Consider the following 26,105-nt stretch of genomic DNA (forward strand, 5'->3'; position numbering starts at 1 on the left):
GAAAAAGGGGTAAAAAAATCAAGGAGAATTTTCTGGAAAAACCTCAAAAGTTGAATACAATTAGGAACAATGAGCGAAGACGTTACCCCCATCCGACAGCAATACCTGGAAATCAAACGCAAGTATCCTCAAACCATCCTCTTCTTCCGCCTGGGAGATTTTTATGAAACCTTTGATCAGGATGCAGAGATTGCCTCCAAAGAATTAGACATTGTGCTGACCTCCCGTCCAGTGGCGCGCGGTGTGCGCGTACCCATGGCGGGAATTCCATACCACGCTGTGGAAAATTACCTGGCGCGCCTGATCGAAAAAGGATATCATGTTGCGATTTGCGAACAGGTAGGCGATCAGCCGGTCAAAGGATTGTTCCCTCGTGAAGTTGTTCGCGTGGTCACTCCCGGCACGCTCATTGAGCCAACCCTGTTGAAGGGCGATCGCAATAATTATCTGGTCTCGATTGTCGTGGAAGAAAACCATGCCGGCATTGCCTATGTGGATATCAGCACTGGTGAATATGCGGTGACAGAAATTTCCGGATCTGATATTCTTTCTACCCTGCGAGCGGAGTTAATCCGCCTGAATCCGGCGGAAATTCTGGTGCCCGAAAATCTTGATCCTGGCAATGGATTTCCGGGACACCTTACCAGATGGGCGACCTGGCATTTTGAACCTGGAAGGTGTCAGGATGCCCTGCTGACCCACTTTCAGGTAGCCTCGCTGGATGGATTTGGATTGAGAGGAATGCCCAGAGCCATCCGTGCGGCAGGGGCGCTGTTACAATACCTGCGGGAAACCCAGCCCTCTGCGCTCAACCTGCTGACCCGACTTTCCACTTATTCTCTGAGCGAATTCATGGTGCTGGATGTAGCCACCCGGCGCAACCTGGAACTGACGGAAACCCTTCGAAACGGGCAGGTTGAAGGCAGTTTGCTTTCGGTGCTGGATTACACAGTAACCCCCATGGGAAAACGCCTGTTGAGGCAATGGGTGAGCAAGCCATTGCTGGACCTGAAAGCCATCCGGCAACGCCAGGATAAAGTAGAAGCCTTTGTTCAAAATGGACTCTTGCGGGCTGAACTGCGTGCCACAATGCGCAGTCTGGCTGATGTAGAGCGGTTGGTAAACCGCATTATTGCCGGACATGCTACCCCAAGAGACCTTGTTGCTCTGCGAGCAACCCTGCGAATCTTGCCGCACCTGCTGAAGATTCTTTCCACAGATCATCCAGCACTCCAGTCACTGGCAACAGGTATTGCGACCTTCCCGGATATTCTCGATCTTCTGGTGCGAGCCATCACCGATGATCCACCCGCAACTTTACAGAATACAGGTGTGATTCGACCTGGCTACTCGGCAGAACTGGATCATGTCATAGAAGCCTCCCGCCATGCCCGCGAGTGGATCGCCAACCTGGAGAAAGTCGAAAGAGAGCGCACGGGCATCAAGACACTCAAAGTCGGGTACAACAAAGTGTTTGGCTACTACATTGAGGTAAGCCGGGGAAATGCCCATGCGGTTCCACCGGAATACATTCGCAAACAAACTCTCGTCAACGGAGAACGTTTCATCACCCCGGAAATGAAAGAATATGAATCGCTGGTTCTGAATGCCGAGGAACGCATTCGCGAACTGGAAACACGGCTCTTCCGGGAAATTTGCGAGCAGATTCACCAGCAGGGGAACGCCCTCCTCCAGACGGCACGGGTTTTAGCCGAAACCGATGCCCTTCTCTCCCTGAGCGAAGCCGCAGCGCTCAATCAGTATGTCCGTCCTGAGGTGGTGGAAGAAGATGTTCTGGAAATCCACGACGGACGTCACCCGGTGGTGGAGCGTTACCTGAGCGGCGGAGAACGCTTTGTACCCAACGATGCCATTTTTGAACCCGGAGAAATCATCCGCATCATCACCGGGCCAAACATGAGCGGAAAAAGCACGTTCCTGCGTCAGACTGCGTTGATTGTTCTGATGGCGCAAATTGGCAGTTTTGTACCGGCATCCACTGCCCGCATTGGTGTGGTAGACCGCATCTTCACCCGAATTGGCGCACAGGATGAAATTCACGCCGGGCAATCCACCTTTATGGTGGAGATGATTGAAATGGCAAATATTCTCCATCATGCTACCAGACGAAGTCTGCTGATATTAGATGAAATTGGACGCGGCACCAGCACTTACGATGGCGTTTCCATTGCCTGGGCAGTGGTAGAGTACATCCATAACAATCCCGATTTACGAGCGCGCACAATTTTCGCCACTCACTACCACGAGTTAACGCAACTGGCGGAAATTTTACCGGGTGTGCGTAATTACAACGTGGCTGTAAGCGAAGCCGACGGAAAAGTTGTTTTCTTGCATAAAATCACCCCCGGCGGCGCAGATCGTTCTTACGGCATTCATGTGGCGCAACTTGCCGGGCTTCCCAGACCTCTCATCCAGCGTGCCAACGAGATTCTGCGGGAACTGGAACAATCTACCGGTAAGGCGGTGCGCCTTGACCCGGTGACTCCTCAGCAAATGGCGCTGTTTCCGGAAACCAACCCCTTACTGGAGGAACTCAGAGCGCTGGATGTCAACAGCCTCACCCCCATTGAAGCCATCAACAAACTATATGAGTGGAAAAAACGTTTTACTGATTCCCATGAATGAGAGAAAAATTTATAATGCATTATAGAGAAGCGTATCGGTTTACCTCTTTCAGGGTTAACCTTTTGGATTATCCATTTCGAAGCCATTGACTACCACATGAACGCCTGCAATGAGATTCCAATTGGTTTCCCCAACGCCTGGACCTTGGGGACTGTATTTCCTCCCACCAAACCGATCATCCTTCTCCCGTTGAGGTAAAATGCCGGAACCAATGCCTCCTGTTGGGGTTAATAATGGTGATGAAAAGTATCTCTCCTCTTTGGAGTCCATGAATGAGGATGAAGTGATTGCGCTTGCCGCAAGAGGGGATACAGAGGCTTTCAGTGTACTTTACCAGCGTTATGTGAATCGGATTTACAACTACATTTACTATCGCACAGGAAATCCTTTTGAAGCCGAAGATCTCACTTCCCGAGTTTTTCATCGGGCGCTCAACCACATTCAGCGCTATGATAATCGAGGGATCCCCTTTTCAGCATGGCTGTATCGTATCGCGCACAACCTGGTCGCCAACTGGCACCGCGACAGCAATCGTCATCGAGAAGTGCCCATCGAAGATCAACCCCGATTGGTGCATCATGGCGAACCGCCCGAACATGCGGTCATGAATCATCAAGAACTGGAACGATTAATGAAAGTGATTAGAAAATTACCGGCGGAACGTCAGCAGTTGTTAATCCTGAAATTTGTGGAGGGATTATCCAACGCAGAGATTGCCGTAATTATGATGCGGAGTGAAGGAGCCATTAAGAGCCTGTACCATCGCACCCTGCTGGCGTTGCGCAATGAGATAGAAAAAACGGAGGAGTAAAATGTTAAGAATTGTGACAGACGGCGCAACCGATATGCCCGCCTCATGGGTAGAAGAGTATGGGATTAATGTGATCCCACTGCGAATCAGCGTAGGGGAAAAATTGATTACCCCGGGGAAAGGATTTTCGTTTGAAGATTTCTACCGGCTAATCCGCGAGACCCGCATTTTTCCGAAAACATCTTTGCCATCGCCGGGAGAAGTGGTCGAATTTTACCGTCAGATTGCCCAACAGGGAGATACAATTCTCTCACTGCACTTGTCCAGCAAACTCTCGGGAACGTATAACACAATCCGCGCTGCTGCCGATGAATTGAAAAATGAGTTCCGGATTTTTGTGTTTGACTCCAATGCCGGCTCAGCAGCAGTGGGATTCATGTGCCGCGAGGCAAGACTGATGGAACGGGCGGGGTATTCCATCCAGGACATTCTGAAGAGAATGGAACATATCCGCAACAACCTGGTGGTGATTTTTACTCTGGATAACCTGGAGTTTGCCAAACTGAGCGGACGAATCAACGCCCTGCAAAGCGCTCTGGCGTCTCTGCTCAATGTAAAACCGGTCATTATCTTGAAAGAGGGCTTGCTGGAGATGGCTGAGCGAATCCGCACCCGACATCGGGCACTGGAGCACATCTTAAACGAGGTCAGAACTCGCATGGGTAACACGCCGGTTAATGTTGCCATTGTCCACGCCGCGGATCTTCCTACTGCACAACAGTTAAAGGAAAGTATTATGCAAATGTTAAATGTCAAAGAAGCCATCATTACGGATTTATCCATTCCAGTGGCTTCGCATCTCGGACCTGGTACGGTTGGAATTGTGGCATACCCTGCGACTGAGGAGTGATTCGCTATGACATCCACCGCGGAAAGCATTCTCGAAATTGAACGAAAATTACAGGATACCCTGCGGCCCATCCAGCCAGACCCGGCATTCATCGGGGAATTGAATGAACGTCTCATCACCCCCGATAGGGTCATTCTGGAGGTTCAACCAACCCGCTGGCGAGGAGCCGCGCTGTTGAGCATTGGATTGGCAGCAGGGCTGATCCTGATGTGGTTCTTCCAGCGAGGTAGAGGGTAAACCCGGATTAACCTTCGGGCTCGATACCCAGTTTGCGCTTTAACTCTGTCGATCGCGGTTCCACGAGAATACTGCCATCCGGGAAAACAATTGTTGGGACACTCCGGAACCCGTTATTGACGGATTCTACAAATGTTCTTCCTTCCATGTCCTCATCAATGTCCACCCAGCGATATGGGATGTGATACTCATCAAAAATCCGCCGTGCCCGGCGGCTATCCCCACACCATGAAGTTCCATACACAATAATTTCATCGGTCATGTCAGTCATCCTCTCCCTTTCCAAGGAATGCTTCCAGAATTTCACACAACTTTTGGGCTTCCTGAATCACATCAGCCTCAACAGGAAGGCTGAAATTTTCATCCACACGCATGGTCAGGATGCGCAAGGAAGGTTGAATCTCCACTGGAAAATCCTGTTGAGCCAGGAAATTCAAAGCATCCCAGGCATTCAAATGATACGAAACGATCCCTTTACGAATGAGGAATTCCTTTGCCGCTGCACCAGCCGCCCGCCGGGCACATACCCGCGCTCTGCCTTCATTCCCCTGCTGACGAGATATCAGAGCCATTTCCAGTTCCCGGGCGATGTACTGACGTGTTTTTGAGGAAAACCCGCTCATAAATTTCATTATAATATGGGAATGGAATCCGTCCAGATTGTACGATCAAGGCGTAAAACAATTGCCATTCAAATTACCCCTGATGGACAGGTCATTTTGCGCCTGCCGTTGACATATCCCAAAGCCAAGATTCCCGAAATTCTTGCCCAATATCACAACTGGATTGAGGAAAAAGTCCAGAAATTTCAAACCCAGAAAAAGCAGGTTCCGCAACACAAATTCAGCGAAGGGGAAACCTTTCTTTATCTGGGAAAAGAGTACCCTTTGCACCTCACCCATCAGACTTCTCAGCCTCTTTTTTGGAATGAAGATGGGTTCTGGTTGCGCAAAACGGATCCAGAACAAGCCAGAAAATGGTTTCTTTCCTGGTATCAGGAGAAAGCGCTCGCCTATTTCACGGAACGCGCCAGAGCATTCGAGAAGAAATTTACCCATCAAACCTATCAGATCAAATTGAGTAACGCCAGGTCCCGCTGGGGATCTTGCAGTAGCCGAGGGGTCATCCGGTTGTCCTGGCGGTTGATCATGGCACCGCCGGATATTATTGACAGCGTCATCGTCCACGAATTAGCCCATTTTGTCCATCCAAATCACTCGAAAGAATTCTGGAACCTTGTCTCTACGGAATACCCGGATTACAAAAAAGCGCGGAGGTGGTTAAGAAACTTTGGACATTTGCTGGTGATATAAATCCATTCCTGAATTTTTAGGGTAAGATAAAAGCGTGGAATTGAAACCGGGAAAAATTGTCCTTATTGGCTCTGGCGAAACCAGCGCAACGGGGGGAAAAACCTTTGAGTATCTGCTTAAAACCTTAAGGGAATCCCCCAATATCGCCATTCTCGAAACCCCTGCCGGCTTTGAACTTAACTCCGCTCAGGTAGCCGGTAGAATAGCCGATTATCTTGCCCAACGTTTACAAAATTATCACCCTCACATTCAAGTGATTCCTGCCCGTAAGCGGGGAACAGTATTCAGTCCGGACAATCCAGACATCATTCAGCCCCTAGTGAGTGCTGATATGATTTTCTTTGGTCCCGGAAGTCCAACCTATGCGGTGCGGCAACTGGAAAACAGCCTGGCGTGGGAGTGGATCCGTGCAAGGCATCTTCTGGGAGTGGCTCTGGTGGTTGCCAGCGCAGCCACCATCGCACTGGGTTCCCTTGCATTGCCCGTATATGAAATTTTTAAAGTGGGAGAAGAACCTCACTGGAAACCCGGACTGGGATTTTTTGAACCCTTTGGACTCAACCTTGTCATCATTCCCCACTGGAACAACAATCAAGGGGGAAATGACGTGGACACAAGCCGGTGCTTCATTGGAAAACCCCGCTTTGACATCCTTCTTGAGCACCTTCCCCCTCAAACCCCGATTCTTGGCATTGACGAACACACCAGTCTGATCATGGATCTGAACTCTCGAGAAGGACTGGTTATGGGACGCGGTGAGGTGCACTTTGTCCAGAATCATGAAGAACGAACATTTCAGTCTGGAGAAACATTTTCTTTAGAAATCCTCGGACCGGTCCGGTTACCGGATTATCCCCCCAGGCACATTTCTCCAGAAATCTGGACTCAAGCCCTTTCTTTTCACCAGACCGAGGGACAAACCTCAGTCCATGATATTCCACCGGAAATTATGCAACTGGTTGCAGAACGAGAAAAAGCCCGCCGTGAAAAGGACTGGGAGAAATCTGACCGGTTGAGAAAAATGATTCTGGAAAAGGGGTTTGTGGTGAGGGATACCCAGCAGGGAACGGAAGTTCTCCCGGCATAAAAAAGCAGTGGGTTACTCCCACTGCCTGGAAAAAGTCTTTCAACCTCAGGGCAGAATCACCAACCCTGCTGGCGGACAAAGTTTGAGATCACAGGAATATCAAAAGTTTCTCCGCGATTGGCTTTAATACCCAGATAGATATTGAGAATCAACGTGAGCACACTGGTCACACAGCCAATCACAACAAAACTGAGCAGGAAATTAATCACCCACTCCACAACCCCCAGAATCAATGCCTGCATATTGTGACGCTTAATGAAAGGACGATTTTTCTTGTCTTCCAGCAACAAAATGACAATCGGGATAATCGGGGTGAAAATGTATGCCAGCAAAGTCCAGAGTTTATCGTCGCTGGTGACATCCGTCATGGGTTCAAATTGATCGCTCATAGGGTCCTCCAAAAAATTGAGTATGTGGACTAAACTATTTCTCATTGTACAACCATTTTCTCACCCGTCAAACAAAATTCAGGATAATTTTTTACGTTCCCCCTTTTTACGGTTATGATACAATTTGCAAACGATGATACCCAAAACAGTCTTTATGGGTTCCCCAGAGTTTGCTTTGCCAACCCTGAAAGCACTGGCAGAGCGCTATCCCGTGGTTGGCGTTGTTACACAACCCGATCGTCCAGCCGGACGGGGGAATATCCTTACGCCGCCTCCCGTCAAGGTTTTAGCGCAACAACTTGGACTTGAGGTCTTCCAGCCTGATAAATTACGCACTCCTGAAGCAATGGAAAAACTTCGATCATGGAATCCAGATCTGATCGTCGTGGCGGCGTTTGGGCAAATTCTGCGTCAGGAGGTACTGGACCTTCCTTCATACGGATGCATAAATGTGCACGCCTCATTGCTCCCTCGATGGCGGGGAGCATCCCCGATTCAAGCGGCAATTCTACATGGTGATTCAGTCACCGGTGTAACCATTATGAAGATGGATGCCGGCATAGATACCGGTCCTATCCTTGCACAACGTACTGCACCTATCCTGCCAGATGACACTGCCGGAAGCCTCTCCGAACGTCTTGCACAGGAAGGCGCCGATTTACTCATGGAGGTTTTACCGGATTATCTGGAGGGTCGTCTTCAACCCCGTCCTCAGCCGGAAGAAGGGGCAACCTATGCCAAAATGCTGAAGAAGGAAGAGGGTAACCTGAATTTTGAAGAAAGCGTCCATCAACTGGTTAACCGGGTGAGAGCCTATTATCCCTGGCCCAGCGCTTATACGTTCTGGAACGGACAAATGCTGAAAATTCACCGTGCACGGGCAGTGAAGGATCCTCACTCCATTTCAGGACAGCGGCGGATCATTGAGGGATACCCTGCCATTGGCGCATCCGATGGTTGGCTGGTATTACTGGAAGTCCAGCCTGCCGGAAAACGCGCTATGGATGGCAAAGATTTTCTGCGCGGCGCACGCACCTGGAGCGAAACGTAAACATGGCAAAGCCCCATACGCCCAAACTCAAGTTTCTGTGTTTTGGCGCCGGCGCCATTGGTGGATACATTGGAGGAAGTCTAATCCTCGCCGGCCATTCGGTCACTTTTCTTGAACGTCCTGAACAGGCGGAAGCGTTGAAATCCCGGGGATTGGTACTTCAAACCCCGCAAGGCACGTTTTCCATTTTCCCTCTGCAAGTCGTCAGTTCGCTTGAAGAAACAATTACGGCTGGACCCTATGATCTGGGGATACTTGCGGTCAAATCGTATGACACGCAATCTCTACTGGAGACTTTATCGCCGTATGCAGTGGCTTTGCCACCCGTTTTATCGCTTCAAAATGGGGTGGAAAACGAAATGTTCCTTGCCTGCGTTTTTGGCACTGATCGGGTGATTTCAGGGACGGTGACCACAGCGGTGGGAAAACCGGAACCCGGGGTTATCGTGGTGGAACGTCTGCGCGGGGTCGGTATTGCTGATGAGCATCCTCTCGCTCCTACCCTGGCGGGCGTCATGGATGCGGCTGGATTGCGTGCGCGGTTATACACCAATGGCCGTGCCATGAAATGGTCTAAAATGCTGACCAATCTTATGGGCAATGCCACTTCTGCCATTCTGGATATGACTCCGGCAGAAATTTACGCTGACCCCCATCTGACTCGATTGGAAGTTGCCATGCTTCGGGAAGCAGTATCGGTCATGCGTGCCATGAAGATTCCTGTGGTAAACCTGCCGGGAACTCCTGTCAAAGGATTGATTTTTCTTTCCTCCCTGCCTATCTGGCTCAGTCAGCCTTTATGGCAACAAGCCCTGGGAAAAGGACGCGGCGGGAAAATGCCTTCTTTCCAAATTGACCTGAAGAGCGGTAGGGGAAAATCGGAGGTGGAATTCCTTAACGGTGCTGTGGTGCGTTTTGGTCAACAGGCAGGCGTGCCTACTCCCATCAACCAGACCCTGACCCATTTGCTCATGGAAATCACCAGAGGGAATATTCGCTGGGAAGATTTCCGGCATAATCCTGCCGCATTATTGAAAGCATGTGGGTTTCATTCCTGAAAAAACTTGACGCACCTTTCAGTTGCGGTACAATTATTCTTAACCGGGGCGATGGCGGAACCGGCAGACGCAGTGGACTTAAAATCCACCGGTGGCAACACCTTGTGGGTTCGACTCCCACTCGCCCCACCAGAAAACAGCGCTCGAACGAGCGCTGTTTTTTATCAGGCACACGTGCTTAACATCAATTTCCAATGAGACTCAATATCCTCTTCCCAAAATAAACAACACCAGGAATCATTGATAAGAATCCATACAAACCTTGTTGAGAAAGCCCCTTTTCTAAAGAGGGAATCCGTCAATAAAGCCAGATTCCACCGAAAAAGGTTGACAAAAATGGAAAAAAGGCTCTCCAGTTCTTGCGATTCCCCCCGGCGTTTGCTATAATTCCGCTGGTTAACTCTAAGAAGGGCAAGGTTATTATGATTGACGTCAACGATCTGAGAAAAGGTGTTATTTTTGAACTGGATGGTCAGCTCATGCGGGTGCTGGAATACAGCCACCACAAACCCGGGCGCGGCAATGCGGTTATCCGAATTAAAGCCCGCAATTTGAAGACCGGCGCTACCATTGAAAAGACTTTCACATCTGGCGACCGCGTGCAGGATATTCGCCTGGACTATCACACCGTGCAGTACCTGTACAGTGATGAAAACTTCTTCTATTTTATGGATGTGGAAACCTTCGATCAGGTGCCGGTGAGCAAAGAACTGGTTGAGGAATATGCTGGCTTCCTGAAAGAGAATATGGAAGTCAAGTTGACTCTGTATCAGGGACAACCCCTGGACATTGAATTGCCCACCACCGTAGATCTTAAAGTGGTGTATGCCGAACCGGCAGTGCGCGGCGATACTGCCACCGGGGTCACAAAAAAGGTGCGTGTGGAAACCGGTGCGGAAATTGAAACCCCGATTTTCGTCAATGAAGGCGATACCATCCGAGTGGATACCCGCACAGGCACCTACGTGACCCGGGTATAATCTTCTCTATCCCTGAAGCGGTTGAAACCCTGCCTCTACCGGGCAGGGTTTTTCCTAAAAGGAATTGGTGAAATGAAAACTCCGGCTGGAAAGGAATGCCCTTATTTTTATGGAAATTACTTTCGGGGGCGCAAGCAGGAAGAGTGCCGCTTGATTGGAAATAAACCCTCCCCCCACCACTGGAGTCCCGATTTGTGCAAAACCTGCCCGGTGCCAGAGATTGTGCTGGCAAATGCCTGTCCTCACATGCAACTGCAGGCAAACGTTCAATCGCATCTTTTTGGACTGATTCGAAGAATCCAGATTGAGGCATACTGCGAGAAAACCCAAACGGTGGTCAAAGAACCTCATATTGGCTGTGGGCAATGTCACCCGTTTCCCCCATTCATTCAAAAGGAGTAAACAATGGGACTCATTCTTCTGATGGATCTGGACGATACCCTTTTAGAAAACTCCATTGAAAGGTTCCTGCCCGCCTATCTGAAAGCCCTTTCCCGACATCTCGCCAACCATCTCAAACCCGAAGTGCTCATTCAAGAACTGTTGCGCGCTACCGATGCGATGATCGCCAATCAAAATCCTCTCCGCACGCTGGAAGATGTTTTCGATGAAGCCTTTTATCCTGCAGTTGGAGTCAGCAAAGAAGCATTAAAACCGGCTATCCATTCGTTCTATCAGGATATTTTCCCCTCACTCAAACCCCTCACCAGATCCAAGCCCGAAGCCATCGCTTTGATTGAGCAGGCATTAAAGAAGGGCTGGAAGGTGGTGGTTGCTACCAATCCCATTTTTCCGCTTACCGCCATCGAACAGCGCCTGGAATGGGCAGGACTCCCTCCAAAAGAAATACCTTTTGACCTGATAACCTCGTACGAAACCTTCCACTTTGCCAAACCCAACCCGGCATATTATGCGGAAATCCTTGCCCGGATTGGCTGGAAAGATGAAACGGTCGTCATGGTGGGGAACAGCATGACTGAAGACATTCAGCCTGCCAGTCAAATGGGGATTTCCACATTCTGGCTGAGCGAGAAAGCACCCGACGATGGCAATACCACACCATCCGCATGGGGTGGTTTCTCAGAGATGTATTCTTTCCTGAATCAGATTGGAGTTCATACCACACAGCAACAACCCCTTTCTTCCTCCGGGTTGATAGCGTCTCTGCGAGCCACCCTTGCCTTTCTGGATACTCAGCGCAGAACAGTGCCCCTCGCACGCTGGAATCAAAAGCCATCTTCAGCAGAATGGTGTTTTACCGAAATCATCTGTCATTTACGGGACAGTGATCGGGAAGTCAATTTGCCCCGTTTTTGGAAAATTTTGAAAGAAGAAAATCCCTTCCTGCCAGCCGTCAACGCTGATGAATGGTCATCTACAAGGCAGTATTGCGACCAGGAAGAACCGGTGGAAGCGCTAGAGGGATTCATTCAGACGCGCATGGAAATTCTAAACCTGCTAGAAACGCTTCCCCCCGAGTCCTGGGAGCGTCCCGCCCGTCATGCCATCTTTGGACCGACCACCCTTCGTGAACTGGTAACCTTTATGGTAGCCCACGATCGTGATCACATTCAACAAGCCCTCAAGACGCTCGAGAAATAAGCATTTTTGTATAAGAAATAGATAAGATTTTTAGACAACTCTGCAATTCAAATTGATTAGGTGCATGGTCATTGGTATAATCAATTCAAGCATCTAGAAAAGATGCTCTATTGGAGGTATCTGTGAATTCAAGAAATCAGTCCTATCTCATCTATGTACTGCTGTTCATGGCAATTATCATCATTCTGCTGTACCAATTCAATCAGCAGGGCAGCACACAGGATGTACTCACCATTAACCAGGTAGCCGCTGACATTCAGGCAGGTAAAGTTGCCCGCCTGGTGGAAAACGAATACCGCCTCAAAGTGATTTATCAGGACGGCACTCAGCGCGATTCGAACATCGAACCCAACGCTACCCTGGTACAACAATTGCGCGATCTGGGAGTAACTCCCGAGCAACTCTCCCCCACCAAAGTTAAGATTGAAATCCGCCCGCCCAGCGCATGGGTAAATGTGTTGACTGTTCTGGGATATGTTCTGCCATTCCTGTTCCTTGGCGGGGTGTTCTTCTTTATCTTCCGACAAGCACAGGGGAGCAATAATGCCGCAATGTCCTTCGGGAAATCCAGAGCCCGCATGTTCACGGGGGATCATCCAACCGTGACCTTTGACGATGTGGCAGGTGTGGATGAAGCCAAAGAAGAGTTAAAAGAGGTGGTGGAGTTTCTGCGCGAACCCCAGAAGTTCATTCAACTGGGCGCACGCATCCCGAAAGGGGTTTTGCTGGTAGGACCTCCGGGAACGGGTAAAACACTCATCGCCAAAGCCGTATCGGGTGAAGCAGGCGTGCCTTTCTTCTCCATTTCAGGTTCTGAATTCGTGGAAATGTTCGTGGGTGTGGGCGCTTCGCGCGTAAGAGACCTTTTTGATCAGGCGCGCCGCCATTCCCCCTGCATCGTGTTTGTGGATGAAATTGACGCCGTTGGGCGGCACCGCGGCGCTGGTTTAGGGGGAAGCCATGACGAACGCGAGCAAACGCTCAACCAGTTGCTGGTCGAGATGGACGGATTTGATACGGATACCAATATCATCATCATGGCGGCTACAAACCGTCCCGACATCCTTGACCCGGCCCTGCTCCGGCCCGGACGTTTTGACCGGCGGGTAGTGCTGGATCGCCCGGATATGCGCGGACGGGAAGCCATCCTGAAAGTGCATGTCAAAGGGAAACCGCTTGCACCGGATGTGGATTTGAGTGTGATCGCGCGGTCCACACCGGGGTTTGTGGGCGCTGATCTGGAAAACCTGGTCAACGAAGCCGCTATTCTCGCTGCAAGACGCAATAAGAAGGCGATTGGGCGCGAAGAGTTCGAGGAAGCCATTGAACGGGTGATTGCCGGTCCAGAGCGCAAGAGCCGCCTCATCAGCGAAGAGGAAAAGCGCATCGTGGCGTATCACGAAGCGGGACATGCCGTGGTGATGAATGCTCTTCCCGAAGCCGATCCGGTACAGAAAGTGTCCATCATTGCCCGCGGAATGGCAGGCGGCTACACCCTCTCGTTGCCAGAAGAAGACCGCATGCTCCTGCCGCGCAAGAAGATTCTCGCCGATATGATTGGTTTGCTGGGCGGTCGTGCCGCAGAAGAACTGGTTTTTGACGACATCACTTCTGGAGCCTCGAACGACATTGAGCGCGTGACCCAATTAGCCCGGACCATGGTCACCCGTCTGGGTATGAGCGATGCGCTGGGTCCAATGGTCTACGGGCAAAAAGAAGAGTTGATCTTCCTGGGCAGGGAGATTGCTGAACAACGCGATTACTCCGAAGCCATCGCCGAGCAAATTGATCGCGAGGTCCGCCGGCTGGTGAACGAAGCCTACACCAAAGCCAAAGCCATTCTCATGGAACATCGCGACAAGCTGGATGCGGTTGCCCAACGCCTGCTTGAGGTCGAAACCCTCTCACGGGAAGAATTTGAGAAAATCTTCCCTCCGCCGGTGCGAAAACGCAATCCCATCCCGACCATCGCCGGCTCAAACAATAACAACAACTGATAAAAACAAAACCGGGCTGTCCAAGAATAAACAGCCCGGTTTCTTTTCTTGTCACACCTGACGGTACGGTTCTGTCAGCACCCGCCGCAACAATTTCCCCACCGGGGAGCGCGGCAGTCGTTCTAAAAATTCCACTTCGATGGGTACTTTGTAATATACCAGCGATTGTTTGCACCATTCAAAAATTTCTTCAGCCGAGGCAGAATGACCGGGTTTCAATACCACCCATGCTTTGACCGCCTCGCCACGGATAGGATGGGGAATTCCGGCAACACCTGCCTCCAGAACCGCCGGATGGGCAGCAATGACTTCCTCCACCTCGCGAGGCCAGACCTGATAACCGCTGACTTTAATCAGGTCTTTTTTACGATCCAGAATGTAAAAATAGCCATCCTCATCCATCCGGGCAATATCCCCCGTGTACAGCCAGCCGTTCCGAAGGGTTTCCCGAGTTTCTTCCGGACGATTATGATACCCCTGCATCACCTGAGGACCGCGAATAAGCAACTCTCCGACTTCACCAGTGGGCAAATCGGTCTCCCCATCCTCCAGCGAGACAATCCGGCAATCCACATCAGGTAAAGGCAAACCAATAGACCCCGGGCGTTTTTCACCCAGCATGGGGTTGCAATGGGTCGCAGTGGGAGCCTCCGAAAGCCCATACCCCTCCATCAGTTTTGCGCCAGTCAGGGCTTCAAAACGAAGACGAATTTCCTCCAGTAAAGGGGCAGACCCGGAGATGCAAGCCCGAATGGAACGCAGATTAACCTCCCCAGATTGAACCAGAGGATGCTGGTTAATCAAAGCATAAAGGGTTGGCACTCCAGGGAAAAAACTGACCTGGTAGGTCTGGACAGCCTCAAGCAGTTTGGGAAGTTCCCGAGGATTCGGGATCAAGACCATGCGCGCCGCCATGGAAGCCCCTACACTCATACCGACAACCATGCCGTACACGTGATACAGGGGAATTGCCAGTAAGACAGTCTCTCTACCATCTTCCATGCCCGAAAGCCACGCCCGAAACTGCAGAGTGTTGGCAACCAGATTCCGATGCAAGCCCACAGCGGCTTTGGGAATTCCTGCCGTTCCCCCACTGTACTGGAAGATGGCGACATCGTCGGGGGAAACCTGAGCCTTTCTCTCCAACACAACAGGAGCCCAGCGCATCACCTCCTGCAGGGTAAAGGTAGTGCGTACCGGGTCTTTCAGACAGAACGCAGGATCAGGTTGCCATTCCGCAATGGAAAAAGCATCTTCCAGAGAAGTAAAAATCCACTGGCGCACCGGCACATCTTGCGGTAATTGTTCAATTAACGGACGGGAGGATTCTCCCGCAATCACCAGCGCACAACCCGAATCCCGAATCTGATACTCAACCTCGCGGGGTGTATAAGCGGGGTTCATTGCAGAAACCACTCCCCCCGCTTTCAAGGTGGCATAATACGCCAGCACATATTGAGGTACATTGGGCAGGAGAATGCCTACCCTCTCCCCTTTCTGTAAACCCAGCGCAATTAACCCGCGCGCCAACACGTCGGTTAATGCCGACATTCTGGCATAGGAGATGGTTTTACCTTCAAAAATTGTGCAGGGTTGTTCTGGATAACGACTGGCGGCTTCGTCCAAAAAATCGAACACCCGTAAAGAAGGATAGGTGAGGGAATGCGGCACCCCTTCATCATAGTGATTAACCCAGGGACGATTCATGTTGATAAACCTCCATCCACCACAAAATAACAAAGTTCACAATCTCTTCAACCGATACCTGATCCAGATCAAACCAGCGAATCTGGGGGTCTTCTTCGCGGAACCACGCACCCTGCTGGCGGACGTAACGGCGTGTCAGGCGCCTGATTTCAAGAACAGCCTCCTCCAGGGTTTTGGAACCCTGAAGGACTTCAATCAACTGACGATACCCGATTGCCGAAAAAGCAGGCAAATCGGGCGGGTACTTTTCCAGCAAAGCCCGAACCTCTTCCAGAAAACCTCGCTGGAGCATGTCTTCAATTCGGGAGTCAATACGCTCATAAAGCGTTTTGCGATTACGGGTCAAACCCAGAATCTGCACCAGATAGGGCGAGGAAGACTTTCTTCGCTGTTCAGAAAAGCGTCTTCCAGTAGAAAAAATGACTTCCAAAGCCCGAATGGTGCGGCGAACATTCCGAGGGTCAATTCCCTGAGCGGCAACGGGGTCCAGAAGGGCAAGCATGGAATGCATGGCTTCTTTCCCCTCTTCATCAGCCATCCGTTCCAGAACTGAACGCAGAAGAGGATGAGGAGGCTGGGCTGGGGGCTGCCACCCTTCAATGACGGCTTTCACGTACTGCCCTGTACCACCCACCAGAATAGGAAGTTTTCCCCGCGCGTGAATGTCTGCAATTGCCTGCTGAGCGGCTTGCTGAAACAACGCCAGACTCCACACCTCATCGGGATCAGCCACATCCACCAGGTGATGCGGTACTCCCTGACGTTCGACAGGAGCAGGTTTTGCGGTGCCAATATCCATTCCACGATAGAACAGACGGGAATCTGCTGAGACTATTTCAGCGTCCAATCGGCGAGCAATTTCAATAGAAACCTGCGTTTTCCCCACTGCGGTTGGACCCACAATCACCAGCAAGGGCTTATTCCGTAAGGGCATTTTCGAAGTGCTCAATGAGCGGCTCCTTTCCCTTTTCTCGCTCGATTGCCAGAATATCTACCTGCCAGGCAGGTGGTTCAGACACGGCTTTCTGCAGATATGCCTGAATGGCACTGAGCAGGTGAGATTTTTTCTGTGGCGTCAGGGCACTTTCAGGATAACCAAAATCCTGGCTGGTACGGGTTTTCACTTCTACAAAGATCATAGTCTCACCACGCTGAGCCACAATGTCAATCTCACCAAATTCCGTGCGTACGTTCCGCGCCAGGATAATGTATCCCTTCTGGGTTAAGTATTTAACAGCCAGGTCTTCTCCCCATTTACCTAAACGCTGGCGATACGTGTTCATTCCATAAGCCTTTCATATTCCTCAAGCAGGCGCTGAACGGTATATTCAACCCGGAAGGTTTCTCCATGCGTCAGTGTTTGCAGGTGAAATTTCTGGCGCAGACTGGCATCACCACACAACAAAGCAAGTTTTTGAGCAAATTCTTCTTCATCCAGCGTAGTTAAGAAGCCCGTTTCTCCGTCCTTGACAATTTCATCCACGCCGGGCGCATGGACAGCAACAACCGGTACTCCCGCCGCCTGCGCCTCCATCACGGTAAGAGGGTGAACTTCACTCAAAGAGGCAGTCACAAATACATCCGCCAGAGCCAGATAATCGGGAACTTGATCATAAGAGATCTTCCCTGCAAAGATCACGTGTTCCCGGGCATTCTTTTGAGCCACCATTTGTTCCAGAACACCCCGTTCACGGCCATCCCCCGCAAAAACCAGGCAGGTGTCGGGGAAATCTTCGAGATGGTTTAAAAATGCCTGCAGGACGAAACGGGCGTTTTTCTCTGCGCTCAACCGCCCCAGGAATAAAACCATCTTCTTCCCCTGCAACGGTTTATAGAGAGAACAACGTTCTTTTTGTCCTCCGCGCAGGCGTTCGACCTCCACACCGTTTGGAATGATCACTCCCTGAACCTTCAGATTCAGGTGGGAGAGCATTTCCAGTACACTTCGAGAGGGAAAAATAATCCGATCCACTTTTTGATAAAAAGAATGGAGCGCCCGTCTGAGCACATTTTTCTGGAATTTATCGGAGAGAAAAGGAAAATAATAGTCAAAGTACAGATCATAGCGTGTATGGTTGGTAAATACCAGAGGGACATTTAACCCGGAAAGCATACGGGCGACATAGGGACCCGTCAGGAATGGATGATTTAAGTGCACCACATCCATATTTTTCAATAAAGATTGCGCCTGGCGCGAAAAACCAGCCCCGATAAAAAAGCCATTGGGAAGGGCTATCCCGGGGGAATATACTACATTGGATTCCCGGGGGTCAAAAGACGGATCGCCAAAGGAAAAGACATAAACCTCATGCCCCCATCCCTCGAGGACACGTTTCCACAGGGTAATGCAATGCGTTACCCCACTGACATATGGTTTGTATGAATCGGAAACAAAGGCAATGCGCATGATCCACTCAATTCTGTGTGGGGAATTATAACGAAAACCCACAAATTTATTACAGGTATGGAAAACGTTTATCATTTTCCATACTATAATATTTAAAAATTCTTTCTCATCTCATTTGATACTCTGAAAAATATGAAAACAATTGCAATTGCAAATCAAAAAGGGGGAGTGGGTAAAACCACACTCGCTATTAATCTGGCAGCAGGACTTGCAACCCTTGGCAGAAAAGTCTTGTTGATTGACCTTGATCCACAAGCCAGTTTAACTCTTTCAACGATAGGTGAGAGTAGTGGACAATGTATTGCTGAAGTCATTGGCGGTGCTTTACCAGGAAATTTATTGCTGTCAGATATTATCCGCCCACTTAGCGAAAATTTAGATCTTGCTCCTGGAGGACTTTCCCTGTCCATTTCCGAAATCGGCTTGATTACCCGGATGGGACGGGAAAATATCCTCAAGAAAGCCCTTAGCAGCGTAAATCAATACGATGTGGCAATAATAGATTGTGGGCCTTCTTTAGGGTTATTGGTGGAAAATGCCCTGAATGCAGCGGATGGCGTTCTTATTCCCACCCTGCCCACTCCTGTTGACAAACGGGGAGTATCCATTTTCATAGAAAGTCTTAATGCGGTGCGTAGTGAGTTAAACCCCAATCTGATGATTCTGGGATTAGTTATCTGTCAGTATGATCGACGTTTGAAACTACATCAACAAATACTGGAAGAGTTTCAAAACATCCAGTTGCCTATTCTGGCAGTAATTGGACGAAGCATTGAGATAGCCAGAACCGTTGGTGAAGGGAAACCCCTTTCAAGTGGCAGACTTCTGCCCCAAATGCAGGAATTATCCGCTAAGATTGATTTCTGGCTTAGAAACGGTAAATTCGAGTCTTAAGTTATTTTCCATTCAATATCTTGTGAATGATTTGATCCAACCCTTCTGGCGTGCCACCAAGACGTGCAATGACTGCTAAACGAACTTGTTGGAGCACATCCTCATTGGGCTTTTCGTCCTTACACTCCGGATGAGGAGGTGTTTTTTCACCTGCTGGTAAGCGGATTAAACGAATTCCCCGCTCTCTGGCTCTTTCCTGTCCTAAATCGGTGACGACTAAATCATCACCCACATGGATCTCGGTTACGCCCTGATCAGCATGATAATCAATATCTCTGGCAGTCAGGAATTTTTTTGCCATACTGCCTCACTTTCTAAGCAACCCCTTCAATTTCTTTCAACGCTGTGACAGCCGCATCGCGTGCGGCCAGGATATCGGCTTCCGTGCCAGCCATCCATAAACGGCCAAAACGGCCTACGGAACTTATATGCATCAAATTAACTGGGGCGGCTTTTTCGGCTTCGTTAGCAGCCAGATTAATATAAGCCGCAGGAGCACATTCCAGGACCAGCATCGTCTGGCCAGGTACCAACATCATACCTCGTGCAAAGCGATTTAATAATTGTGCCTGATAAGGATTGACATTGGTAATCACCTGAAGGGAAGCAATTTCAGGTTTTTTACGATCGGTGATTTTAAGCCCCAGTTGTTCCAGAACCACCTGGCCTGCCTGAATAACATCTTCCTGGGAGAGCGAATGGATTTCAAACATACCAAATTCGCGCTCAACAATTTGAGCACCCGGTTTAACATCCGTTGCTTTCACTGCAATATCCACCACTCGAAAAACCCAGTTGCCTGGTGCCATCTCCACGTACAGGCTTGCCATTCCTTCAATTGGTAGATCTCCTTGCGTGATAGTGCCTACAAATGCAGCATATTGAGGTTGCATTCGGTCAAGATAGCAATAAGCTCGCAGTTCGAATTGATCCGCCATATGTGCTCCTCGTCAAGAAAGTTGATCGTTCATCGCAATCCCCAGCGGGGTAACAAACAAGGGGTTCCCAGGAACTACCGTTTTTACCCCTGTAATATTTTCGATCACCCTGTCAATTCCTTTAAAAGCGCTGGTCCCCCCCACCAAATAAATACAATCTACAGGGTATGGTTGAATGTGTTGCTGAATAATTGTACCTACCTTCTCCATTACAGGACGAACGATATTAAATAAACGAGTTTGTTCTTCCGGGTTTATTTTTCGGGCTTCGGCTTCGGCAAAGGGGATCTTAAGCGCCCCGGAAATCACCAGGGTAAAGTGAGTACCACCGGTTGGTTCATCTGCAGTGTAGATTACATTACCCTCTTGAATAATGGCAATACCAGTGGTGCCACCGCCAATATCCACCACAGCCCCATTTTTGACTTCCAAAACAGCATTTGCCGCGGTAGGTTCATCCACCAGCGCAGAACAGGTTAACCCTGCTGCTTCAAGAACATAGCGTGTGGCACGCACCTCCGCAATGGGAACACCGGGAGGGTAAGCAGTTGCCGCCGATTGTAATTCAAATCCCAGTCTGCCCTCCAATTCCGCCTTCAACTTACGCACCAGTTCAACCGCCCCACCGAAGTCCACAACCAAGCCATCTCGAACGATTTCAGCATACTGATAGGTTCCGACCAGTGGCTGGTTATCCTCGGTTAATACAAACAGGCTCACGTAAGCCGTTCCCAGATCAACCCCACAGCGAACTCTCCCGCGATATCCATTGATAGAATGGCGCAGGATGGCTTGATCAGCTTCTTTCAGGATAGCATGCAGGTTCGGGTTCATCAGTCTTTACTTTTCCAGTTTTCCAGCAGCGAACAGCAATTCCAGATAATAGACCGCATTGCTCAAGCGATTGACCGCTTTTATCAGTTCAGGTTCTTGCGGTTCAGTGGCTTCATAAACTGTAAAGGCTTCCAATGCAACGATTTCGGTTTCGCGAACCTGGGAACGTAACCAGTTGAGCCAGAGAAGCAACTCGGGGTCCTGTGATCCGGGAACAATATGGGAGATGCCAATACTCTCCTCTGGTGTGTGGGTTGCTTTGCGCAATTCGTCATCGCTTTTGCCATCCATCTCCAATGGAGCAACCTTACGCTGGTTGTATTCGGCGCTAGAAATTTCCCGACAGTAAGCCGCCAGAGTACCTAACAGTTCAGCCAACCGGTTTCGCTTCTCTCTTCTTGCCAGCGCACTCACCAGCAAAAACAGAGCATGAAGGCTGTCCATTTTCCCCCGAAAGCGAATGCGGGGATGGGTTTTTGGAGCAAAATGCTGACTGTCCAGCTGGGTCATGTGATCTGGCTTCGGCTTTACGGGCATTCCACAGGTGGTGCAGCGCGGCAGGTCACCCGTCAAGACAACCGGAAATTCCCCCGGTTTATCCCACGCAGGTTTGGCAGGAGAATCGATTGGTTTAGAATCCGGCAAATTAACCGATTCGCCTTCAAAGGTAACTTCCATGTTCCACTCTTTTATGAAATCCTGCGCAGAAGGTGAAAGCCGTGCATCTGCCGGAAGCCGCACAGTCATCCCTTTTTGGGGCTGCCGGATTTGATTACGAAGTTGGGCTTCAGTTACAATTGGCATAGAAGTAGCCTTTCTTTCCTGCTCAACCCGCCCATTCAGCAGGATAGGTCACATATAAGAACTTCGCCCACTGAGGGGTACTAAATGAAATCTGTGTCCCTTTAGGAATGTAAATGACATCCCCGGGTTTCCCTACGATGGTTCCCTGCGAAGTAACAATGTGCAATTCTCCTTCAATGACAAATTCGATCTCATCGTAGGTAAGAGTCCACGGGAAGCTCCCCTTGTGAAGCGACATAAACCCAGCCGCCATCGGTGAACCATGCTGAGCAGTAATGACATCTTCCAAACGGACATCCATTTCAGGACGATGGATTTCAAAGGGGAATGGAGGCATGGTCAATGAACGCCCATCCACATGTACCACCGAACGGGAAGATGGAGTACTCGGTTGGTTGTTCTGTTCAAGCAATTTTGACACAATTTGGCGGACTTGCTCTTCCAGTCCAACAGAACCCGAAGGGGAAGAGGTAAATGCAGGAACCTGTTGAGGGGAAGACACCTCTTCGGCTTCGATAATGCTCAACCCGACTTCTCGCGCTTGATCTCTCGCCAGCGGGGTGACTAAATCGCCCTTTTTAAGTCGTAACTCCAGGATATTTTGATTTGCCAGATTCTTGATATCCTGCGCTGTATAGCATTTCTTGGGCATGTTCCATCGTCTCCTTTATAACTAGCCACATACTCTTTACCTTTTAGGGCAAAAGGTATAAGTCGAGCAGGCTTTGAGGGTGGGAAAATCCGTTAGGAAAAACGATTTTCCCACCCCTGCAAAAAGACTTGTTCCAATTATTCAGAGACTTTCGGCAAGATCATTTCCACATCACTATGCGGGCGCGGGATGACGTGAACACTGACCAATTCCCCGACCCGTTGCGCCGCTGCAGCGCCGGCATCAGTAGCAGCCTTGACAGCGCCCACATCTCCCCGAACCATAACGGTAACATATCCACCGCCAATGTATTCCTTGCCGATCAATTTCACATTGGCTGCTTTAACCATGGCATCTGCCGCTTCAATGGCACCAACAAGTCCTTTGGTCTCGATCATACCGAGAGCAATCATTTGAATAGTCATAGCAATCTCCTTATGTTGTGTTTTTGGTTCCTCATACGAGTGCGATATCTGAGGAGCTTCATCTTTATTGGATTGTGTCGTTTGGTCACTCAGGCTTTCAGGTGAGACTGCGGCATCCGATGATGGAGAAGCCGTTTCGCTAACCGCCAATGCCTGATGACTGGGCAGACGACAGTACTTTGAACCCGGTATAGCCGGATTCTGGCATCTTTTCCCGCTTTTAGTAATTGCCTGACATTGTGTATCAGCCATCTTGTTTCAGTCTCCTGATAAGCCAGTCCTTCACCGACGAACATCCCACTGGGCGAGGATGCGCCGGACGATCTCCTCAATCTCCGCATTGCTCAAGACTGCCGGAGTACCACTGGCTGTTCCACCTTTTACATCCGGTGCAAGCGTATAAGCCGCTGGCGGGGGTGGGGTAATTTCATAGGCAAGCCGTTTAATGTTCATCAGGTGCGTGGTGGTGATATTGTCGCTAATCACGGCTCCCCCAAGGCCACCGGGAGCCAGCGTCATGGCAGGCACTACTCCGGTTGTCGCACCAATAGCCCCCATCGTTCCCCACGAGTTAACAATGATGCGGAAAGCGGGTTTCTCAATCCCAAATGCCATGATGACTTCCTCATCGCGGGCATGAATGACCAGTGAATGCCCATCCCCACCGTACTTCAGCAGCTGAATACACCTTTCGCAACCTGCACGCCACCCATCCTCCACCATAAAGCCTAACACCGTGGTCAGTTTTTCCCCACTCAAGGGATACTCCCTCCCTACACCGGCAAGATCCACAACCAGCACTCTCGCCCATGAAGGTACCTGAATACCCGCCATTTGAGCCAGTTGTTGTGGGGTCTTACCCACTGCCCTTGGATTCATGACACCCGGGCTTTGGAAGAGAAGTTTTTCAACAGGTGGAACTTCTTCTGGAGACAACCAGTATGCTCCATTTTTCTTCATTTCCTCGCGCAGTTGATCGGCAATCGGGCGGTCAGCGACCACACATTGCTCCGTTGAGCAAATCACCGAACAATCAAAAGCCTTACTGTTGACAATATCGCTTGCCGCTTTAACCACATCAGCGCTACGATCCACGTATACGGGTACGTTCCCGGGTCCCACCCCAATGGCTGGTTTGCCTACGCTATGGGCTGCGCGCACCATACCAGATCCGCCTGTTGCAAGGATTAGTGAAACCGCATAGTGCCGCATTAACTCCTGAGTTCCTTCAAGAGTCACATTCTGCATGCAGGCAACCAACCCTGCAGGCATTCCAACAGCCTCTCCGGCTTCTACCATAACCCGCACGGCTTCAAATGTGCTTCGACGAGCGGCAGGGTGAGGAGCAACCACAATCCCATTTCGAGCCTTCACGGCAATAAGCACTTTGTAAATAGCGGTTGAGGTAGGATTTGTGGAAGGAGTCAGAGCCGCAATCACTCCAACAGGCCAGGCAATTTCCACCACTTTGCGGCTCTCATCCCGGTTAATGACGCCCGTTGTCTTGACGTTCTTGATGGACTCCCACACCGTCTTGCTGGCAAATTCATTCTTTACCTGTTTATGAGCAACAACCCCATAACCAGTCTCTTCATGGGCTAGTTGCGCTAACCTGGCGGCTTCGCGATAGGCAGCCTCAGCCATTGCCGAGCAGATTCGGTCCACTTCTTCTTGCGTAGCAAAGGCAAATGCCCGCTGAGCCTCTCGGCATTGAACAGCAAGTCTGCGCGCTTCCTGAATAGAGCGGAGATCCAGATCGTAATCTTCTGGTAACGCCATAGCACCTCCTTATAGAGGATACGAGCTTAAGCCCTACCCCAAAGGGGTAAAATATTAATACTTCTTCGGATAGCGCGCCACTTCCAGAACTGCATCCTGAAATGCCTGACAGGCTGCTCGACAAGCGCTTTGTGTACCGGAAAGCAGTGCTCCTGAGAAGTTCGTTTCGGATGGTGGTTTCCACCAGACCCTCAATTCCACTTCAGCAGCCTTCAGTGCCGCATCAATGGCATAGGTTGCTTCAATTGGAGGTGCAATCAGGTATGCCAGAGGGGTACCTTCCGGTACACCGGCGGCTTTACTCAGGTAACTGCCGGATCGGGAAATGGTGTGAGGGAAGAACACCAGCGTGTTTTCCTCATTTGCCGAAAGAAAGTAGGCGTACTCAGTGGCATATTCAATGCAAGCGTTCAACCCAGCGCGGGCTTCTGCCGGATTGGGAGCAGCCAAAATGCCAATGATTTCGCCGGATAACGGTCCCGAAGCATGCGCAGAACCAGCGTAAAAGCTGTGAGCATACACGACTTCCACTTCTGCTTTCTTCGTGGCTTCATCCAACGATACATACAGACAATCATCAATATCGCAGGTAATGAGCGCCAGGCTTTTCTGATCGGGACGCAGTCCCAATTCGGCAGCAAAACTGGGATGGACATTGGGAATCAGCCGCGCCGAAAGAATATTCGGACGTACAGGATCTAATATTGCCATAGGATTATCTCCTTTCTTGAAAGATCAGCCTTGTCCGCTGGTTTTAAGTTTCAATTCCACACCACTTGCCTGATATTGCAAGGTCTTCTTAATCATTTCTACGACATAGGCGCCACCTTCCAATGGGTTAGTGCCCCCATGTACCGTAATCATGCAAACCACATCCCGTTCTGCATCGGTCTTTCCGGCAGTTGGGCGCCACCCCATATAGGCACTGAGAGCGTCGGCAATCCCTAACCCGGGGCGTTCACCGATGAGGATGACGACAACATCCGCTCCAATGATGTCATTGACATCATTGATCACGCCCACCCGAGCAAACTTGATGAAGAAAGGCGTGCCCAGGCTGATATTAGCGCTTTTCAACCCTTGAACAATGATTGGATAAATGATGGGGAGGTTATTATTGATCGCAGCAGCGCTAAGACCATCTCCTACCACAATCTGGACTTGGGGTTTTTTGACACATCGTTCGGCAATCGTGCGCTTGGCTTCTTCACTCAACCGTCTACCAAGATCGGGGCGGGTAAGATACTGATTGCGGTCCTGAACCTGTGTCTGAACAGTGAAGAGATCAAATTTATCCAACACTGCTTGATCCACTTCGCCATAGATGGCATCCTGGGTCACGCCGTGATCAGACTGGAAAAGTAAAAGCGTTGACGTTCTAGGTCTTGGACCAGCGCGCCCTACTCCAATTCGGGCAGTTGTGGTTGCCATCAGGTTACGCAGGCCTTCCGGATCATAAGGGTTCTTAACCCCCGGAGCACGACGGTATTCTGGTAAGGTTGGATCGGGCAGGTCAATCACCAGATCCCCGTTGGTTTGCGTTGTCACCTGCGGAGTCGCCGCCTGTCCTGAATTCTTTTTGCTTAATTCATTCAATACTGCCTGAACGATTGCTTCTATATCCATTTTCCCTTGTTCCATAAG

The 26,105-nt window shown here is 50.1% G+C and carries 29 protein-coding genes and 1 tRNA gene; 14 read left to right on the plus strand and 16 right to left on the minus strand.

The genetic code is table 11. The features are described from left to right. Positions 1-69 precede the first annotated feature (69 nt). The 4 genes from mutS to LHF31_RS10725 all read left to right on the plus strand — a co-directional run bounded on the left by mutS (position 70) and on the right by LHF31_RS10725 (position 4,544). Positions 70-2,646 carry a DNA mismatch repair protein MutS gene (gene mutS / locus LHF31_RS10710; protein WP_298003096.1) on the plus strand — a complete coding sequence of 859 codons (2,577 nt, stop codon included), beginning with the start codon at positions 70-72 and terminating at the stop codon, positions 2,644-2,646. 199 nt (positions 2,647-2,845) lie between these two features. Next, entirely contained in the window at positions 2,846-3,457 is a 612-nt protein-coding gene (locus tag LHF31_RS10715) for an RNA polymerase sigma factor (RefSeq protein ID WP_303774214.1), read from the plus strand. A gap of 1 nt (position 3,458) precedes the next feature. Further along, positions 3,459-4,307 (plus strand): DegV family protein, encoded by an 849-nt coding sequence (locus LHF31_RS10720; protein ID WP_298003100.1) that lies wholly within the window; start codon positions 3,459-3,461, stop codon positions 4,305-4,307. A 6-nt stretch (positions 4,308-4,313) separates the two neighbouring features. Continuing rightward, positions 4,314-4,544 (plus strand): hypothetical protein, encoded by a 231-nt coding sequence (locus tag LHF31_RS10725; RefSeq protein WP_298003102.1) that lies wholly within the window; start codon positions 4,314-4,316, stop codon positions 4,542-4,544. A 7-nt stretch (positions 4,545-4,551) separates the two neighbouring features. Here the strand turns inward: LHF31_RS10725 and LHF31_RS10730 are convergent, their stop codons facing one another. Together LHF31_RS10730 and LHF31_RS10735 are read right to left on the minus strand one after the other, a co-directional pair. Beyond that, positions 4,552-4,806, minus strand: coding sequence for a glutaredoxin domain-containing protein (locus tag LHF31_RS10730; protein ID WP_298003105.1), 255 nt, complete (start codon positions 4,804-4,806; stop codon positions 4,552-4,554). Position 4,807: 1 nt separating this feature from the next. After that, positions 4,808-5,167 carry a hypothetical protein gene (locus LHF31_RS10735; RefSeq protein WP_298003108.1) on the minus strand — a complete coding sequence of 120 codons (360 nt, stop codon included), beginning with the start codon at positions 5,165-5,167 and terminating at the stop codon, positions 4,808-4,810. A gap of 15 nt (positions 5,168-5,182) precedes the next feature. Between LHF31_RS10735 and LHF31_RS10740 the strand changes: the two genes are divergently transcribed. Both LHF31_RS10740 and LHF31_RS10745 read left to right on the plus strand, forming a co-directional pair. Then, complete coding sequence (locus LHF31_RS10740; RefSeq protein ID WP_303774215.1) at positions 5,183-5,857, plus strand: M48 family metallopeptidase; 675 nt, start codon at positions 5,183-5,185, stop codon at positions 5,855-5,857. Positions 5,858-5,891: 34 nt separating this feature from the next. Then, the gene (locus LHF31_RS10745; protein WP_298003110.1) at positions 5,892-6,944 is read left to right on the plus strand and encodes a hypothetical protein; all 1,053 of its coding nucleotides are present in this window, start codon (positions 5,892-5,894) and stop codon (positions 6,942-6,944) included. 56 nt (positions 6,945-7,000) lie between these two features. Here the strand turns inward: LHF31_RS10745 and LHF31_RS10750 are convergent, their stop codons facing one another. Continuing rightward, positions 7,001-7,333: a DUF4870 domain-containing protein gene (locus LHF31_RS10750; protein WP_298003112.1), complete on the minus strand. Its 333-nt coding sequence runs from the start codon at positions 7,331-7,333 to the stop codon at positions 7,001-7,003. A gap of 133 nt (positions 7,334-7,466) precedes the next feature. On the opposite strand from LHF31_RS10750, the gene fmt reads away from it, so the two are divergent. The 7 genes from fmt to ftsH all read left to right on the plus strand — a co-directional run bounded on the left by fmt (position 7,467) and on the right by ftsH (position 14,021). Continuing rightward, positions 7,467-8,384, plus strand: a complete 918-nt coding sequence (gene fmt, locus LHF31_RS10755; protein ID WP_333656950.1) for a methionyl-tRNA formyltransferase — start codon at positions 7,467-7,469, stop codon at positions 8,382-8,384. 2 nt (positions 8,385-8,386) lie between these two features. Then, positions 8,387-9,442: a ketopantoate reductase family protein gene (locus tag LHF31_RS10760; RefSeq protein ID WP_298003115.1), complete on the plus strand. Its 1,056-nt coding sequence runs from the start codon at positions 8,387-8,389 to the stop codon at positions 9,440-9,442. Positions 9,443-9,487: 45 nt separating this feature from the next. Beyond that, a tRNA-Leu gene (locus LHF31_RS10765) sits at positions 9,488-9,574 on the plus strand. 290 nt (positions 9,575-9,864) lie between these two features. Further along, the gene (gene efp, locus LHF31_RS10770) at positions 9,865-10,422 is read left to right on the plus strand and encodes an elongation factor P (protein ID WP_013560482.1); all 558 of its coding nucleotides are present in this window, start codon (positions 9,865-9,867) and stop codon (positions 10,420-10,422) included. Positions 10,423-10,494: 72 nt separating this feature from the next. After that, positions 10,495-10,824, plus strand: coding sequence for a hypothetical protein (locus LHF31_RS10775; RefSeq protein ID WP_298003120.1), 330 nt, complete (start codon positions 10,495-10,497; stop codon positions 10,822-10,824). Positions 10,825-10,827: 3 nt separating this feature from the next. Beyond that, on the plus strand, positions 10,828-12,024 hold the full coding sequence (locus LHF31_RS10780; RefSeq protein WP_298003123.1) for a DinB family protein: 1,197 nt from the start codon (positions 10,828-10,830) through the stop codon (positions 12,022-12,024). A 122-nt stretch (positions 12,025-12,146) separates the two neighbouring features. After that, the gene (gene ftsH, locus LHF31_RS10785; protein WP_298003126.1) at positions 12,147-14,021 is read left to right on the plus strand and encodes an ATP-dependent zinc metalloprotease FtsH; all 1,875 of its coding nucleotides are present in this window, start codon (positions 12,147-12,149) and stop codon (positions 14,019-14,021) included. Between the two features lie 51 nt (positions 14,022-14,072). Here ftsH and LHF31_RS10790 read toward each other — a convergent pair whose 3' ends face one another. The 4 genes from LHF31_RS10790 to LHF31_RS10805 are packed head-to-tail and all read right to left on the minus strand — an operon-like array spanning position 14,073 to position 18,135. Further along, positions 14,073-15,728 carry a long-chain fatty acid--CoA ligase gene (locus LHF31_RS10790; protein WP_298003128.1) on the minus strand — a complete coding sequence of 552 codons (1,656 nt, stop codon included), beginning with the start codon at positions 15,726-15,728 and terminating at the stop codon, positions 14,073-14,075. Continuing rightward, complete coding sequence (miaA, locus tag LHF31_RS10795; RefSeq protein ID WP_303774216.1) at positions 15,709-16,662, minus strand: tRNA (adenosine(37)-N6)-dimethylallyltransferase MiaA; 954 nt, start codon at positions 16,660-16,662, stop codon at positions 15,709-15,711. The genes LHF31_RS10790 and miaA overlap by 20 nt, the downstream gene beginning before the upstream one ends. Further along, the gene (locus LHF31_RS10800) at positions 16,646-17,011 is read right to left on the minus strand and encodes a YraN family protein (RefSeq protein WP_298003133.1); all 366 of its coding nucleotides are present in this window, start codon (positions 17,009-17,011) and stop codon (positions 16,646-16,648) included. Before LHF31_RS10800 ends, miaA begins: the two co-directional genes overlap by 17 nt. Beyond that, positions 17,008-18,135, minus strand: a complete 1,128-nt coding sequence (locus LHF31_RS10805) for a glycosyltransferase (RefSeq protein WP_298003134.1) — start codon at positions 18,133-18,135, stop codon at positions 17,008-17,010. The genes LHF31_RS10800 and LHF31_RS10805 overlap by 4 nt, the downstream gene beginning before the upstream one ends. A gap of 132 nt (positions 18,136-18,267) precedes the next feature. Here LHF31_RS10805 and LHF31_RS10810 point away from each other — a divergent pair, with 132 nt between their 5' ends. Continuing rightward, positions 18,268-19,029: a ParA family protein gene (locus tag LHF31_RS10810; protein ID WP_298003137.1), complete on the plus strand. Its 762-nt coding sequence runs from the start codon at positions 18,268-18,270 to the stop codon at positions 19,027-19,029. Position 19,030: 1 nt separating this feature from the next. Here the strand turns inward: LHF31_RS10810 and LHF31_RS10815 are convergent, their stop codons facing one another. From LHF31_RS10815 to eutC, 9 genes are all read right to left on the minus strand, one after another. Beyond that, positions 19,031-19,330, minus strand: coding sequence for a hypothetical protein (locus tag LHF31_RS10815; protein ID WP_298003139.1), 300 nt, complete (start codon positions 19,328-19,330; stop codon positions 19,031-19,033). 13 nt (positions 19,331-19,343) lie between these two features. Further along, positions 19,344-19,967: a hypothetical protein gene (locus tag LHF31_RS10820; protein WP_298003142.1), complete on the minus strand. Its 624-nt coding sequence runs from the start codon at positions 19,965-19,967 to the stop codon at positions 19,344-19,346. A gap of 12 nt (positions 19,968-19,979) precedes the next feature. Next, on the minus strand, positions 19,980-20,801 hold the full coding sequence (gene eutJ / locus LHF31_RS10825) for an ethanolamine utilization protein EutJ (RefSeq protein WP_298003145.1): 822 nt from the start codon (positions 20,799-20,801) through the stop codon (positions 19,980-19,982). 6 nt (positions 20,802-20,807) lie between these two features. Next, positions 20,808-21,605, minus strand: coding sequence for a hypothetical protein (locus tag LHF31_RS10830; protein ID WP_298003148.1), 798 nt, complete (start codon positions 21,603-21,605; stop codon positions 20,808-20,810). Positions 21,606-21,627: 22 nt separating this feature from the next. Beyond that, positions 21,628-22,257, minus strand: a complete 630-nt coding sequence (locus LHF31_RS10835; RefSeq protein ID WP_298003151.1) for a cupin domain-containing protein — start codon at positions 22,255-22,257, stop codon at positions 21,628-21,630. A gap of 137 nt (positions 22,258-22,394) precedes the next feature. Next, positions 22,395-22,676, minus strand: coding sequence for an ethanolamine utilization microcompartment protein EutM (gene eutM / locus LHF31_RS10840; RefSeq protein ID WP_041455268.1), 282 nt, complete (start codon positions 22,674-22,676; stop codon positions 22,395-22,397). Positions 22,677-22,964: 288 nt separating this feature from the next. Beyond that, a complete protein-coding gene (locus tag LHF31_RS10845; RefSeq protein ID WP_303774217.1) occupies positions 22,965-24,461 on the minus strand; it encodes an aldehyde dehydrogenase family protein in 1,497 nt (498 codons plus the stop codon). A 54-nt stretch (positions 24,462-24,515) separates the two neighbouring features. Continuing rightward, a complete protein-coding gene (eutL, locus tag LHF31_RS10850; RefSeq protein WP_298004737.1) occupies positions 24,516-25,172 on the minus strand; it encodes an ethanolamine utilization microcompartment protein EutL in 657 nt (218 codons plus the stop codon). Between the two features lie 24 nt (positions 25,173-25,196). After that, the gene (gene eutC / locus LHF31_RS10855) at positions 25,197-26,102 is read right to left on the minus strand and encodes an ethanolamine ammonia-lyase subunit EutC (protein WP_298004739.1); all 906 of its coding nucleotides are present in this window, start codon (positions 26,100-26,102) and stop codon (positions 25,197-25,199) included. Positions 26,103-26,105: the final 3 nt, after the last annotated feature.

Origin of the sequence: Anaerolinea thermophila, assembly GCF_020723905.1 — a bacterium.
GTDB classification, from domain to species: domain Bacteria; phylum Chloroflexota; class Anaerolineae; order Anaerolineales; family Anaerolineaceae; genus Anaerolinea; species Anaerolinea thermophila_A.

Coding starts and splice junctions, on each gene's coding strand:
- LHF31_RS10775 (WP_298003120.1), top strand. CDS start 10,495: ATGAAAACTCCGGCTGGAAAGGAATGCCCTTATTTTTATGGAAATTAC.
- LHF31_RS10790 (WP_298003128.1), bottom strand. CDS start 15,728: ATGAATCGTCCCTGGGTTAATCACTATGATGAAGGGGTGCCGCATTCC.
- eutJ (WP_298003145.1), bottom strand. CDS start 20,801: ATGAACCCGAACCTGCATGCTATCCTGAAAGAAGCTGATCAAGCCATC.
- LHF31_RS10725 (WP_298003102.1), top strand. CDS start 4,314: ATGACATCCACCGCGGAAAGCATTCTCGAAATTGAACGAAAATTACAG.
- LHF31_RS10810 (WP_298003137.1), top strand. CDS start 18,268: ATGAAAACAATTGCAATTGCAAATCAAAAAGGGGGAGTGGGTAAAACC.
- LHF31_RS10760 (WP_298003115.1), top strand. CDS start 8,387: ATGGCAAAGCCCCATACGCCCAAACTCAAGTTTCTGTGTTTTGGCGCC.
- LHF31_RS10730 (WP_298003105.1), bottom strand. CDS start 4,806: ATGACCGATGAAATTATTGTGTATGGAACTTCATGGTGTGGGGATAGC.
- LHF31_RS10750 (WP_298003112.1), bottom strand. CDS start 7,333: ATGAGCGATCAATTTGAACCCATGACGGATGTCACCAGCGACGATAAA.
- LHF31_RS10835 (WP_298003151.1), bottom strand. CDS start 22,257: ATGCCCAAGAAATGCTATACAGCGCAGGATATCAAGAATCTGGCAAAT.
- LHF31_RS10780 (WP_298003123.1), top strand. CDS start 10,828: ATGGGACTCATTCTTCTGATGGATCTGGACGATACCCTTTTAGAAAAC.
- fmt (WP_333656950.1), top strand. CDS start 7,467: ATGATACCCAAAACAGTCTTTATGGGTTCCCCAGAGTTTGCTTTGCCA.
- mutS (WP_298003096.1), top strand. CDS start 70: ATGAGCGAAGACGTTACCCCCATCCGACAGCAATACCTGGAAATCAAA.
- eutL (WP_298004737.1), bottom strand. CDS start 25,172: ATGGCAATATTAGATCCTGTACGTCCGAATATTCTTTCGGCGCGGCTG.
- LHF31_RS10735 (WP_298003108.1), bottom strand. CDS start 5,167: ATGAGCGGGTTTTCCTCAAAAACACGTCAGTACATCGCCCGGGAACTG.
- LHF31_RS10805 (WP_298003134.1), bottom strand. CDS start 18,135: ATGCGCATTGCCTTTGTTTCCGATTCATACAAACCATATGTCAGTGGG.
- miaA (WP_303774216.1), bottom strand. CDS start 16,662: ATGCCCTTACGGAATAAGCCCTTGCTGGTGATTGTGGGTCCAACCGCA.
- LHF31_RS10820 (WP_298003142.1), bottom strand. CDS start 19,967: ATGGCGGATCAATTCGAACTGCGAGCTTATTGCTATCTTGACCGAATG.
- LHF31_RS10830 (WP_298003148.1), bottom strand. CDS start 21,605: ATGCCAATTGTAACTGAAGCCCAACTTCGTAATCAAATCCGGCAGCCC.
- LHF31_RS10800 (WP_298003133.1), bottom strand. CDS start 17,011: ATGAACACGTATCGCCAGCGTTTAGGTAAATGGGGAGAAGACCTGGCT.
- LHF31_RS10715 (WP_303774214.1), top strand. CDS start 2,846: ATGCCGGAACCAATGCCTCCTGTTGGGGTTAATAATGGTGATGAAAAG.
- LHF31_RS10740 (WP_303774215.1), top strand. CDS start 5,183: ATGGGAATGGAATCCGTCCAGATTGTACGATCAAGGCGTAAAACAATT.
- efp (WP_013560482.1), top strand. CDS start 9,865: ATGATTGACGTCAACGATCTGAGAAAAGGTGTTATTTTTGAACTGGAT.
- LHF31_RS10815 (WP_298003139.1), bottom strand. CDS start 19,330: ATGGCAAAAAAATTCCTGACTGCCAGAGATATTGATTATCATGCTGAT.
- LHF31_RS10845 (WP_303774217.1), bottom strand. CDS start 24,461: ATGGCGTTACCAGAAGATTACGATCTGGATCTCCGCTCTATTCAGGAA.
- LHF31_RS10720 (WP_298003100.1), top strand. CDS start 3,459: ATGTTAAGAATTGTGACAGACGGCGCAACCGATATGCCCGCCTCATGG.
- eutC (WP_298004739.1), bottom strand. CDS start 26,102: ATGGAACAAGGGAAAATGGATATAGAAGCAATCGTTCAGGCAGTATTG.